This is a genomic window from Paenibacillus sp. EB106-05-06-XG162 (genome assembly GCF_058791655.1).
Genome location: NZ_JBYTDT010000016.1, coordinates 24896 through 37319, shown reverse-complemented (window position 1 = coordinate 37319; position 12424 = coordinate 24896). Strand labels below are relative to the sequence as shown.

Here is a 12424-nt window from a genome sequence, read left to right as displayed (position 1 = left end):
GAGTTATGTTGAGCATCGCTAAGATTCGGTTGCAATGCCGTGCAGGACGACTTGGATCGCCATTCGATAGAGCCCAAGCTTCTCCTCAAGCGTCGATTTCCGGGACATTTGATTCAGCCCGTAGGTTAGACTTTCCAAAATGATGGCCATATATTCGACGTGAAGCGGCTTGAATTCCCCTTGCTGGATGCCATCCTGTAGTAAATCTTGATAGAACACAAAGTGGCGCGCGACCATCTCTGCAATGCGCTCTTCCGCTTGGGGCGTAATCTCCTCGGTGTAGAAGAATTCATCTGCAGCCTTCGTCAGCGGGTGATTCAGATCATCGAGCACCAGCTCTTCGGCAATCTGGAATAGCTTCTCGGTCGTCGTCTTGTACTGTGATTCCTTCTGCTTCCACTTCACTTCCCATTCCTGATCCCATTCATCGATCAAGTGGAGGAACAATCCTTCTTTACTCTTGAAATGATAATAAATATTCCCTTTGCTGCTTCCTGTCGCTTCGACAATATCTTCAATCGATGTGGCTTTGTACCCCTTCAGTGTGAAAAGAGCCCTAGATGCATCAGCTATCCGCTTCTTGGTCTGCTCACTCTGGATTTGCTTCTTATTCATCGGAATCCCCTCAATCGTAGGACGGTTCATTATCCCAAAATCATACATACTGAACGCTTGTTCAGTATGTTATCACAGGTTGCTAGTGGATTCAAGTCATAGGACGAGGCGGATTGGGCATAGGTTACTTGGTGAGATATGATGTCGTTTGTGAAAAGTCAATGCGAGAGGAGTGTGTCTGATGGAACACCGTCAGAGAACTTCAACGGGAAATGGAGCTAGGAGCGGAGATATTCCCCAGCCAATACGGCGTGAAGACGGTGCGGGCGCTACCGATCTTGGACCTCGCGATGTGATGCGGGATTGCGAGAATCCGAATATGCTCGTTCCGCCGGTTACGGATAACGGCCTCATTCCGAACATGAGATTCTCATTCTCGGATACACATATGCAGCTCAATCAAGGCGGCTGGTCCCGGGAAATCACGGTAAGAGAGCTGCCGATCGCAACCACGCTTGCCGGCGTCAATATGCGATTAACGCCAGGAGGCGTACGTGAACTGCATTGGCATCAGCAAGCGGAATGGGCCTTCATGATTATGGGCAAAGCGCGGATCACATCGGTGGATACTGAGGGACGAAATTTTATTGCGGATGTCGGTCATGGAGATCTATGGTATTTTCCAGCGGGGCTTCCACATTCGATTCAAGGGCTTGAGGATGGCTGCGAATTTCTACTGGTCTTTGATGACGGGCACTTCTCTGATCTGAATACATTATCGATATCCGATTGGTTCGCACATACGCCGCGTGATGTGCTCGCAGCGAATTTTGGCGTGTCGGAGAAGGCATTTGAGGATATTCCTAAGGGGCAAGTCTATATTTTTCAAGATCAAGTGCCAGGTTCGATCGATAGCCAGGAGGTTCAATCGCCGTATGGAACGATACCGCTCAGCTTCAAGCATCAATTGCTGGCACAGAAACCGATCATCACCCCTGGGGGAAGCGTGCGCATTGTGGATTCTTCTAACTTTCCCATCTCGAAGACGATCGCGGCGGCGTTGGTTGAGATACTGCCTGGCGGTATGCGTGAGCTGCATTGGCACCCGAATAATGATGAGTGGCAGTATTATTTGACGGGGCAGGGACGAATGACCGTATTCGGTGCAAATGGAGCAGCACGCACCTTCGATTTCCGGGCAGGCGATGTCGGGTACGTGCCGTTTGCGTTCGGGCATTATATTCAGAATACAGGGACAGACACGTTGTGGTTCCTTGAAATGTTCAAGAGCGATCGATTCGCCGATATTTCCTTGAACCAATGGATGGCGCTCACGCCGCGTGATCTCGTGCGAGATAATTTAGATGTGGGAGACCAACTACTGAACGCGCTCCGCAAGGAAAAGTGGCCTGTGGTACGCTATCCGACATCGCCATAGTCTAGGTTTGTAACTGCTGAACATAAGGCGCGAGCCGTTCACGCAGCTCAGGACTGATCGGGAGCATCGGCAGTCGTAAGCTTTCATGCTTGATGATGCCTTGCTCGTGAAGCAGCCATTTGAGTGGTGCGGGATTTGGCTCGGCAAAAAGGAGACGTACCAACGGCAACAGTGCGTCGAATTGCGCTTCAGCGTCGGCATGCTGGCCTGCTACGAATGTATTATAGAACGTGACGAATCGATCGGTATGCACATTGGCAGATGCGGACATCATGCCTTTCGCTCCAGCGGATAAGGAAGCGTAGAGCAACGTATCCTCGCCGCATAGGATCGGCTTCGTCTCGGAGCCTTGCGCAAGTGCTGTCACAAGATCGGTGTTCGGCGTGCTGTCTTTCATCCCGATCACGCTATCGATATCGAGGATTCGACGAACCGTATCATGTTCGAGCTTAAGCCCGGTACGGTGTGGAATTTCATAGAGAATGACAGGTACGCCTACCTGCGCAGCTCTGCGGAAATGCTCAACGACCCCTTGCTGCGAGGGACGATTGTAGTAAGGGACGACGACTAGTACGGCCTCTGCGCCAAGCTTACCAGCCTGTTCGATGCGAGATACCGTCGAACGGGTATCATTGGTGCCTGCCCCAAGGACAATAGGGATGCTGGAGTCAGCTAATGCGCTTTGTGCGGTTGCCATCATGCGTTCGATTTCTTCTTTCGAGGTCGATGGCGATTCGCCTGTCGTACCGTTCAGCACGATGCCATGCACGCCGCTCTTCGCTATGGAAGAGACAAGGTGATGCAGTGATTCGAGATCTAGTTCTTCATGCGCGTCAAACGGGGTAACGACAGGAACATAGACGCCGTGTAGTTGGTGTTCATTAAGCATAAATAGAGTCCTCCTTCAAGTGGATGATACGTTGAATCGTTTCTTCCACCTTATCATGGAATATTCCATCGGAGTTATCTATAATAAGTGATCATAGGTATCGAAAATATTGATGATTCAGTGGAGGGCGGACACGCGATGGACATGACGACATTCCAGACATTCCGAGAGGTGGCAAGACGGGGAAGCTTCACCCGTGCGGCTGAGGCTTTGGGTTACGCGCAATCTAGCATTACGGCACAAATTCAGAAGCTAGAGCAGGCGTATGGCGTTACGCTGTTCGAGCGGGCTGGCAGGCAGATGCGATTGACGCCGCCAGGGGAAGAACTCTTGAAGTTCGTCCTGCCGATGCTAGATTTGTATGCGGAGTCGATGGAGAAAATCTCGCAGCAAATGGGCGGCACGCTGACGATCGGAACGATCGATTCGCTCGCTGCTTATGTAATGCCGACGTATTTGCAGCAGCTGCGTGTGGAAATCCCAGGACTATCCGTTCATTTATTCCCGGACCGTGAAGATGTTTTGCTCGCGAAGGTGAAGGAAGGGGATTACGATATTGGCTTGTTGCTCGACCGGATCCCGGCAGATCCTGCTCTGCAATGTCAGGTTGTGCGTGAAGAGCCGCTTGTTCTTATTGCTGAGCCTGGACATGCCCTATCGTTACAGGACCAGGTTGAGATTGCTGATCTGGAAGACTGTGAATTCATTATGACGGAAGGAAGCTGCCTGTACCGCAGTATGTTCGAATTGCTACTGAAAGATACGAAGATTAGGTATCGTACTGTCTTCGAGCTGGGCAATTTGGAGGCGGTCAAGCATTGCGTGATGAAGGGTCTTGGGATTGCGCTCTTGCCGCGCGTTGTTGCGGAGGAAGAAATTCAACGTGGGAGTCTTGCGGTCATCCCGTTCCACCACCCCGACCTACGCATCTACCTGCAATGGGTGATGCACCCGAAGAAGTGGCGTTCCGCTGCGCTCGATCATTTCATCCGACTGATGGATAATATACATCTCCGCTAACCCGCTAACGAACCGTATCATGCTTATTCTCAAGTAAATCGTATCTTTTTTGCGCTAACGAACTCAGTTATCGCTATTTGATCAAATTCAGGTGAAATTGGGCGGAATTGAAGACAATAGCGCCGCTGGAGTTCGTTAGAATTTCAAAACACGGTATTTTGCGCCAATAAGCAATGTAGGGTTCGTTAGCCGCCACACAAGCCGCCAACGAACCCTACATATTAAGCTAAATTAGCCTTGCAGATCCAATACACCCTGGTAAATCGTATCGAATAGATCTTGCAGATACTCTTCTTCAATACAGGAGAACGCTACACGAAGATCTGTCTCGCCAAGGGCGATCGTTCCGATCTGATATTGATCAAGTAAGTGTACACGCAGTTGATCGGCATCCACTGTATTTAGCTTCAAGCACATGAAGTAACCAGAGTTGAACGGATAATATTCCCATACATCCCCGTATTTGCCGCTGTCGAGGATCGATTTGACCTTATTCGCACGGCCTTTCATGATGTTGAATTTCTCAAGCTTCTGGCTTTCGAATTCCGGCGAATTCAGCGCATGAAGCACGAAAGTCTGTGAAGGATGCGAACAGCTGGAGATCGTCGCACGAATGATACCAAGTGCTTTTTGCTCCAATGCCACAAGTGCGGCTGCCGATTCCGATGCGAAGGTAATGAATCCAACGCGGAAGCCCCATACATATTCTTCTTTGGTTGCGCCGTCGACTTTGATCGGCAGGATGTTCGGGTGTAACCCCGCCAATTTACCGAATAGCGATTCTTGCAAGGAATCTTCGAAGAAGAGTCCGAAGTATGCATCGTCCGTTACGACAACAAGCTTAATGCCCGCTTCCGCACCCGCTTGAAGCGCTGCGATAATCGCGTCACCGTCTTCGATGCTTGGCGTGTAGCCCGTTGGGTTGTTCGGGAAGTTCAATACAACGATGGCTTTGCCTTTGTCCTGTTGCGCAAGAATCGCTTCCCGAAGTCCTTCGCTGTTGAATTTATAATCTGCTGTATAGAGGGGGAAATTCACGATTTCTGCACCGCGGCGAATACCGAAAGTCAGCTCGTAATTCTCCCAGTTTTTATCCGGGTAGATCACCACATCGCCTGCATCAGCGAACAAGTCTGCTACGATACTTAGGCCGTGTGTCAATGCATTTGTTACCATCGGGTTACCGAAGGACTTGCCTTCGAGCGATGGGTTTTCTTGAAGCATTTTGTTCCGCCAAGCAGTACGCAGTTCAGGTTTGCCTTGCGGAGGTGCGTAAGGATAGAGATCCTTCGGTTGATATGCGGACAATGTGTCCTGAATGATGCTCAGGTGCATTGGTCCTTTGCCTTCGGTTGCAATTCCGATCGTTGCATTATATTTTTTCGCTTTACTACCAGCTTCTGCCGATTGGCTCAGAATGCCTTCCTTTGGAAAGTAGATCTGCTTCCCTAAAGTTGATAACATCGCGTATACATGTGGTGTTTCTTCTTGCAGAGTGTTGTTCAATTGCTGGGCTAATGGATTCATTTGTTTTGTCATCCTTCCAGAATCAGTTTCAGAGGTTTCATGATTATTCGTGCCTAAACACATTCCCCATATTATAGCATTTTGGAAGGCAACCGTCACTTGCGGGATAGGAATTTTCACTGATGGTGCGGGCAATATTTTTTCATCAATGCGATGGTCTCTTCATCAAGATCCAATTGGCGTTCCGCGAGACCGGATGTGATCTGATCGAATTTCGCTTCGGAAGCATTTTGTCCGAATTTGAACTTGGCCGTAATCGATTCGACGGAGAGGCGAACCATAGCTACGCCAGCCACCTGTTTAGCATACTTCGGATCCGACATATCGAATGGGGCATAACCGCCCTCAGGTTGTAATTTCTGCATGAAGGCCGTGAAGACGCGGGCTTTCTCTTCTAGATCTTCCATAATCGAAGCTGTGCCTTTGAGCAGAACCGCTTTGAAAAAGGCCGTTGCTGGACAAGCATAAGTCGGTTCTGTGAAATAGGACGGGATAATCGCATACTCTTTGGCTACCGAGAAGGTGACGCGCGCATCCTTTTTCATCTGCCGCATCTTATCCCCGATTTTACTGCCATGAAAATAAATATCGCCTTCGAAGTACACATAATTCAGCGGTGTAATATGCGGCCAACCATCCTCACTAATCGTGCCTAGAAATCCGAAGGTCATCTCCGCTAAAAAGGATTCAATTTCTTGTTCTTCTTGGATCGAAAATTCTTTTCTACGCATGGTTCTTCCCCCTGGTTCATCTTTTTCAACTAACAATAACGGGGAAGTTGACAATAAAAAAGAACCAATTTAGAGTATTTTTAATAGACCATTTCGTCGTGAGATGGATGGAATGGTGCGAGGGGGTACGGAAATGGATTTTGGTGTTCCATTTGCATCCTATTTGCAGGAGTATCGGTATAAATATTTGGCCCTATTTCATGCCCTTCGCGCAGCGATTCTTGCAGGTACAATCCCGCATGGCGCGAAGCTGCCTTCGACGCGGGAAATGTCGGACCTGTATCAGCTGTCTCGGGGTTCGGTTAATCAAGTATATGACATGCTGTTGGCTGAGGGATATGTTACTGCTGCGATTGGCAGCGGGACTTATGTAACCTATGAGCTGCAGGAGCCGCAGGGGACAGATCCGGAGAGAAATCAACACATCTCGCTCTCCGCATGGGGGAGACGGGCTACACAGGGGATGCCGTTGCCACGTGAAAATTGGCCGGAGTCACTGAAGCAGCCGTACATTAGCCTAGAGATGGGCAAGATGGTGGTAGATGCATTTCCCACAGACGCCTGGAACCATGTACTCTATCAAGAAATTCGGCAGCTTGAGTCCGCCCGAATGGATACGGAACATCCGGATACGTTAGGTCATGTCCCGTTACGCGAGGCGATCGCGCTCCATCTACGTCGGATGCGCGGGATTCAAGCCGATGCGAAGCAAGTCGTCATTTTCAACGGTTCGATGCATGCGATCGCATTGCTTACGCAGCTGCTCATCGATCCGGGGGACCGCGTGATCGTCGAAAATCCGGGTTACATGGGGATGAAGCGGGCGATCGAAGCGGCTGGAGGCATCGTGAAACCGAATGCGGTGGATGAACAAGGGATTTTGGTGCAAGACTGGGAGGAGAAGCTGGTCTTCGTCACGCCGAGCAGACAGTTCCCAACGGGTGCTGTGCTCAGTCTAGAACGCCGACAGCAGCTGCTCGCATGGGCAGCAAGGCGGAATGGTGTCATTATCGAGGACGATTATGATAGTGAGATCAGGTATGGCGGCAGGCCCATTGAGCCGCTCAAGTCGTTGGATCTTGAAGGCCGTGTTGTCTATGTGGGAACTTTCTCGAAGACGTTGTACGCAGGACTTCGAATCGGGTATGCTGTATTGCCGATGTGCCTCGTTGAACCGATGCGACGTGCGAAGGAGATCTACGAGCCGAGTCCCATTTCGATGATCGAGCAGCGTGCGCTAGCAGCCTTTATTCAGAATGGGCATTATGAACGCCATTTGCGTCGCATGCGCCGAATATATAGCAGGAAATATGCATTTTTTTATCGAATGATGCAGGAACATGTCGGTCATTTGTTTAATGTATTACCTTGTGATGCCGGGATGCATGTCTATGCGTCGTGGAAAGGTATGGCGAAGGATTATGAGGCCTTCCGGTGCTCCGCAGCAGCGCATGGTGTTGGTTGGACAGACGGCGGGAGGTATCTCTATTTGCCAAGTACGCGGAATGCTGCTTGTTTTGGATTTGCGCATTTACAAGAGGAAGAGCTTCTTCAGGGCATTCTGCGGATGAAGACAGCATGGGAAGATAGACACACACACAAAGAAGCAGAGCAATGAAGATTAACCGTAAGAAAGCTTTCGCAGATCAGTAGGAGGGAATCCGATGATTGATGTATCACCTTCATCATTTGTATTAAAACCGGCTTTTGCCAAAATCGTATGTGAACCAAACTGGAAGTGGGCCAAGCGGGAAAAACCGCTGGCGAACTTCGATCTGTTCTATGTATGGAGCGGCGAAGGCGAATTGATTCTGAACGACGAGCCGTACCAAGTGGGCAAGGGCAGCTGCTTTTTATTTCGTCCGGGGGATCATACGAGTGCGACACATAATCCACAGAAACCGCTTGTCCTTACGTACATTCACTTCGATATTGAAGAAGCCTTGAATCTTATACCTGCTCGTTATCGAGTGATCCAGGATACACTTGATTTTGAATATTTATTATCTCGGTATGTTCGCTTGTTCCTCGTGAAGACGTTCGCTGCCGATGTTGAGGCGAAGCTGATGCTCAAGCAGATGATGATTCATTTGCTTCGGGAAGAGCAGGAGGTACCGGTGGAGAAGAAAGTGAGCAACCAGATCACTGAAGTGATCCATGAGATCGCGAACTTTATTCGTCAGCATCCGAGCGTGCAGCATCGCGTGGAAGATTTAGCGAAGAGGGCACAGCTGTCGCCGCGATACTTTTCCATTAAATTCAAGGAGCTGATTGGCGCTTCCGTACAGTCTTACATTATTCGGACGCGTATTGAACGTGCGGAGCATTTGCTGCACCATGCAGGGATGAATGTGACTGAAGTCGCGGATGCGCTAGGTTATCGAGACATTTTCTTCTTTAGTCGACAATTTAAGCAGTATACTGGAAAAAGTCCTTCGGAGATTCGTTAGAAATCTTAGGAATAAAGAAGGATTTCACACAATGCATGTTCCTATTTTGGAAAAATATGTTATAATCATAACACAATAGACTAAGGTGATCGGTTGCATTCCTAACAAGTCGGAGGACGGAGGGGGTGTTACTATGGAAGTAAAGGATGCATTAACATTGATGCTCTCATTTGGGCTATTTCTCATTACTTTACTTTCGTACATGAAAAAGAAGTAGACCTCCCTTGATTTATCTTCGCGGATAAGGGAGGTCTTCGGATACGATGCTATGCAGCCGGCCGCCTGTGAAGGCGATCTATTGTCAAGGCCGCAGGTGCGCCAACACTTACGGCCTTTTAGGTTGTTCAAAAAGTCATCTTTTGATCACGAAGTGATTCAAGTAGTGGATTCGACATCGAATCTTGCGCTCACCCTCGAAGTCCGGTACTCATTTAGGTTTTGCCTAAACTCCGTTCCTCTGAAAGTTTTTCGAAGAAAAACTCGCTACGGAAGCATTATCCGAGGTTCACGCAACCTAAGCTTACGCTTACGATGTAAGTTTTCTTCGAAAACTTTTAGGTGCTGAAAAGCCGACTTTTTGAACACTTACTTTTAAGACGCTCTCCATCCCGCCAAGGATGTAGGGCGTTTTTTGCATGAATATGCAAAAATTGGTATAGCTTCGGGCAGTGCTGCCCTTTCACATAACGCTATTCTAACATAGTTGCCAATATTTTGAAAAGGGCAAATCGCACACTCACGTCCAGATTAGGCTTTCGGATGGATTGTGCCGAGTGCTTCGCCCATCTTGACTGTGGAGCCGAGCGCTAGATCGCTTCGCGGGGTGAAGGTGCCGTTTTCTGTGAGCAGGACGACGGTGGATCCAAATTCAAAATATGCGAGATCCTGCCCTTTCTCCAACGATTTAGGCAGCGGTGTCACGTATTGAATGCTGCTGACATTCATCGCGCCGACCTTCACAACAACCACTTCACCAAAGTGATGACGTATGTATGTAATTAGCCTTTCATTCCGGCTAAGCACCCGCTTCATGTGATGGAGTCCAAAATCGTTGACCGGATAGACTTTCCCCGGTACATGCTCGGATTCAACCAAGTTCCCTGCGATAGGCGTATGAATGCGGTGATAGTCAGTTGGGCTTAAATAGAGGACGAAATAAGTTCCATGCTTATACTTTTGCGTATAAGGGGATTGATTGAGCAGCTCCTCGATCGTGTAATCTTGCCCCTTCACGTTCAGCAGCAGTCCATTTTCAATCGGACCGATTCCTGTGATCAGTGCATCGACAGGGCTGACGAGGGTATCCGGATTCGGATCGATCGGACGAAGTCCCGGCTTGAGCCGTCTTGTAAAAAATTGATTCAACGTACGGTATTCATGTAATTCTTTCTCCGCATCTTCAATTGATATTCCGTAAATCTTTGCAAATCTCGGAATGAGATGCCGGCTTGCGCTGGAATGGGCGAACTTCCCCGTCAACTGTGAGATCCACTTCCGTGAGGAGAGCTCGGTCATTAACCGCAGCAATGATTTGGCCATGTTTCTTTCACCCTTCCTTCTCATCCGTTATATTGCCATATAACGCAGTGTAAATCAATACGGAAGATGGCGGGGCGAGTGTTCGTGGGAGATAAGCCGAGGCAGACTGTCGCCATGCTGTAGAGGAAATTAACGATTTTCAAGTCATGCGCAGTAGATTATGATTTACGATAAATGAATAACGTTGAGGGTGTGTCATTGGTGAGCGAAATCCTAGGGTTAATAACTTTTGGAGTTCTTCTTGTCGGGTTATATCTTGTCTATTTAAGAAGACCAAATGATATTTTTATTGCAAAGGTACTGAATAAAGAAGAGGAAGAATTTACGGTTATGGGAGCGGCGAATACAGTACAATCGCGAACGGTTATGTTGTTAAAGGATAGCGCTCAAAGCGTTATGTTTACTGTCATGGATCCTGCTTTGTTCGAGAAAATGAAGATTGGTGATGAAGGAAGGGCGACGGCAAAAGGGGATCTATTAATTAGCTTTGAAAAGAATTAAAAATCCGCGTGATGATGCCGCAGTGTCACCCCCTGCTGCCTACACTGGATATTTACAGTAACTTTCTATGCATTCGTATCCGGTTAAGGACTATCCTGTATTTTTGCATTAACTTTGGTGTGATTGGGCTAAAAAGTGTTAAATGGAGGCCTCTATCCTGCTAGAATCCATGATAGGAAGTAAATGGGGGCAAACCGTGCCCTTATGTTGCATGGAATCCATGATAGGTAGAATCGTATGCGAGGATCAGATAGGATTCCGGGCTCAAACGTTGTTCCCGGATGGAGGATATATTTTACGGTAATTTCAATAGACAGATAGTTAACACCAATAGCCCCGCAAGTCTTCACCAGGCCTGCGGGGCTCTTCATCTTAATGTGATTGCTTCAATACATGATTCGCATACGCGATTGGGTTACGGAAGGTTGACTTCCAGACCTGCGTCAGTCCCGCTTCGCGGAAGCTGTAGCGCTGATCCCGGCCATTGCATTCGATGAACATGGGAACGCCTTCTTGGGTTAGGCCCATATCGAGCCCTACGTCAGCGAGATGGGGGAGTGTCATCTCCAGGCGTTTGACAATATACATAGAGAGGAAGCTAACGTGACTCATGAGGTACGCTTTGGAAAGGGTTGGTAGAGCCCTTGCGATTACTTTATCCGCAGGTAAGCTGGTGCCGCCTCTAGCGAGATTGGTGACATACCGATGGTGGGCGGCGACACGTGCGATCATGCCGGTGATCTGCCATTCGCCGTTCACGTTTCGCTGCACGGATACTCTTAGGTCGAAGGGACGACCTTGGTATTTCGCGAGTGGAATATATTGTTGAATGATATATTGTTCTTTTCCAATTTTACGCTGGATGACGCCAGGCAGCTCGCCCATACGACATTTGACCGTTCTCCAGACGGTCCTTCTGCCTGTGATCGGGTAGGTTGCATGCCAAGTGCCATGGATGCACCGGAGCTTCATGACCCCGCGCCCTAGACTGCTGTTATTGGGTTTCAAGATCAGTCCGGCGTGTCTTTCCATCATATGCGCTAGGTTCACATTGCTGAGCGGAAGGGTCTCCGGCAAATGTGTCTTGAGCATCAGATCATGCTGGAGCAATTCATGAACGTATAGCTTCCCATAACGATTTTCTTCGTTGAAGATATAAATCCCGCTCTCGACGAGTGATCGAATCTGGTGATTACTATCGGATTTGAAATAGATCGCTCGATTGTGCACGACACGGGGCGTGGGAACACTTTTTCGAATATACCCATACTTCGATTTGACATAAGCGGTTGTGAACGGTTCCCCTGGCTGAATGTCCGAGAGGCGAAAATAACACGGGATGATTCCGAATTCTTGACCGGCCTCTTCGTAGGCGGATAATGATTCGTTCTGCGTCCTGCCTAACGGTATGCCGCGATACGCACTGGCATTGAGTAATATGCCCACATAGGCTTCCCCCATGAGCTTCTCTCCTCCTGTTCTATCGGATACATAGACGTTTGATGCTTGTATGTTAGTGTATGAGTTTGGAAGATGTTTCGAAAAGGCGATTGCTGACGGTGATTTGACCATTTTTGGCGAAGATATGATCGTTCTCGGACGAAGGTGTATATGCTGTGATATAGAATTATCCATTAGTGCGAGTTCAAAAAGTCGGCTTTTCAGCACCGAGAAGGTTGCGAGAATCTGAAGAAGGAGGAACGGAGTTTAGGCAGAACCTAAATGAGTACCGGACTTCGAGGGTGAACGCAAGATTCGATGTCGAATCCGCATC

12 protein-coding genes are annotated in these 12424 nt (G+C 48.6%); 6 read left to right on the top strand and 6 right to left on the bottom strand.

The window, feature by feature from the left end; genetic code table 11:
* Positions 1–18: 18 nt before the first annotated feature.
* Positions 19–615 carry a TetR/AcrR family transcriptional regulator gene (locus AC3WU2_RS24850; RefSeq protein ID WP_492457674.1) on the bottom strand — a complete coding sequence of 199 codons (597 nt, stop codon included), beginning with the start codon at positions 613–615 and terminating at the stop codon, positions 19–21.
* A 181-nt stretch (positions 616–796) separates the two neighbouring features.
* Here AC3WU2_RS24850 and AC3WU2_RS24845 point away from each other — a divergent pair, with 181 nt between their 5' ends.
* Positions 797–1993, top strand: a complete 1197-nt coding sequence (locus AC3WU2_RS24845; protein ID WP_492457673.1) for an oxalate decarboxylase family bicupin — start codon at positions 797–799, stop codon at positions 1991–1993.
* 1 nt (position 1994) lies between these two features.
* On the opposite strand, the gene dapA is transcribed toward AC3WU2_RS24845, so the two are convergent.
* Positions 1995–2882 carry a 4-hydroxy-tetrahydrodipicolinate synthase gene (gene dapA / locus AC3WU2_RS24840; RefSeq protein WP_492457672.1) on the bottom strand — a complete coding sequence of 296 codons (888 nt, stop codon included), beginning with the start codon at positions 2880–2882 and terminating at the stop codon, positions 1995–1997.
* 138 nt (positions 2883–3020) lie between these two features.
* Between dapA and AC3WU2_RS24835 the strand changes: the two genes are divergently transcribed.
* Positions 3021–3902 carry a LysR family transcriptional regulator gene (locus AC3WU2_RS24835; RefSeq protein WP_492457671.1) on the top strand — a complete coding sequence of 294 codons (882 nt, stop codon included), beginning with the start codon at positions 3021–3023 and terminating at the stop codon, positions 3900–3902.
* A gap of 231 nt (positions 3903–4133) precedes the next feature.
* Here AC3WU2_RS24835 and AC3WU2_RS24830 read toward each other — a convergent pair whose 3' ends face one another.
* Both AC3WU2_RS24830 and AC3WU2_RS24825 read right to left on the bottom strand, forming a co-directional pair.
* A complete protein-coding gene (locus AC3WU2_RS24830) occupies positions 4134–5429 on the bottom strand; it encodes an aminotransferase class I/II-fold pyridoxal phosphate-dependent enzyme (protein WP_492457670.1) in 1296 nt (431 codons plus the stop codon).
* Between the two features lie 116 nt (positions 5430–5545).
* Positions 5546–6160: a pyridoxamine 5'-phosphate oxidase family protein gene (locus tag AC3WU2_RS24825; RefSeq protein ID WP_492457669.1), complete on the bottom strand. Its 615-nt coding sequence runs from the start codon at positions 6158–6160 to the stop codon at positions 5546–5548.
* A 133-nt stretch (positions 6161–6293) separates the two neighbouring features.
* On the opposite strand from AC3WU2_RS24825, the gene pdxR reads away from it, so the two are divergent.
* The 3 genes from pdxR (at position 6294) to AC3WU2_RS24810 (ending at position 8827) form a co-directional block, all read left to right on the top strand.
* Positions 6294–7778, top strand: a complete 1485-nt coding sequence (gene pdxR / locus AC3WU2_RS24820) for a MocR-like pyridoxine biosynthesis transcription factor PdxR (protein ID WP_492457668.1) — start codon at positions 6294–6296, stop codon at positions 7776–7778.
* A 46-nt stretch (positions 7779–7824) separates the two neighbouring features.
* Positions 7825–8610 (top strand): helix-turn-helix domain-containing protein, encoded by a 786-nt coding sequence (locus tag AC3WU2_RS24815; RefSeq protein WP_492457667.1) that lies wholly within the window; start codon positions 7825–7827, stop codon positions 8608–8610.
* A gap of 133 nt (positions 8611–8743) precedes the next feature.
* On the top strand, positions 8744–8827 hold the full coding sequence (locus AC3WU2_RS24810; RefSeq protein WP_018759281.1) for a putative holin-like toxin: 84 nt from the start codon (positions 8744–8746) through the stop codon (positions 8825–8827).
* A gap of 530 nt (positions 8828–9357) precedes the next feature.
* On the opposite strand, the gene asd is transcribed toward AC3WU2_RS24810, so the two are convergent.
* Positions 9358–10149 (bottom strand): archaetidylserine decarboxylase, encoded by a 792-nt coding sequence (asd, locus tag AC3WU2_RS24805; RefSeq protein WP_492457666.1) that lies wholly within the window; start codon positions 10147–10149, stop codon positions 9358–9360.
* Positions 10150–10323: 174 nt separating this feature from the next.
* Between asd and AC3WU2_RS24800 the strand changes: the two genes are divergently transcribed.
* A complete protein-coding gene (locus AC3WU2_RS24800) occupies positions 10324–10650 on the top strand; it encodes a hypothetical protein (protein ID WP_492457665.1) in 327 nt (108 codons plus the stop codon).
* A 372-nt stretch (positions 10651–11022) separates the two neighbouring features.
* Here the strand turns inward: AC3WU2_RS24800 and AC3WU2_RS24795 are convergent, their stop codons facing one another.
* Positions 11023–12111, bottom strand: coding sequence for a YheC/YheD family endospore coat-associated protein (locus AC3WU2_RS24795; RefSeq protein WP_492457664.1), 1089 nt, complete (start codon positions 12109–12111; stop codon positions 11023–11025).
* Positions 12112–12424: the final 313 nt, after the last annotated feature.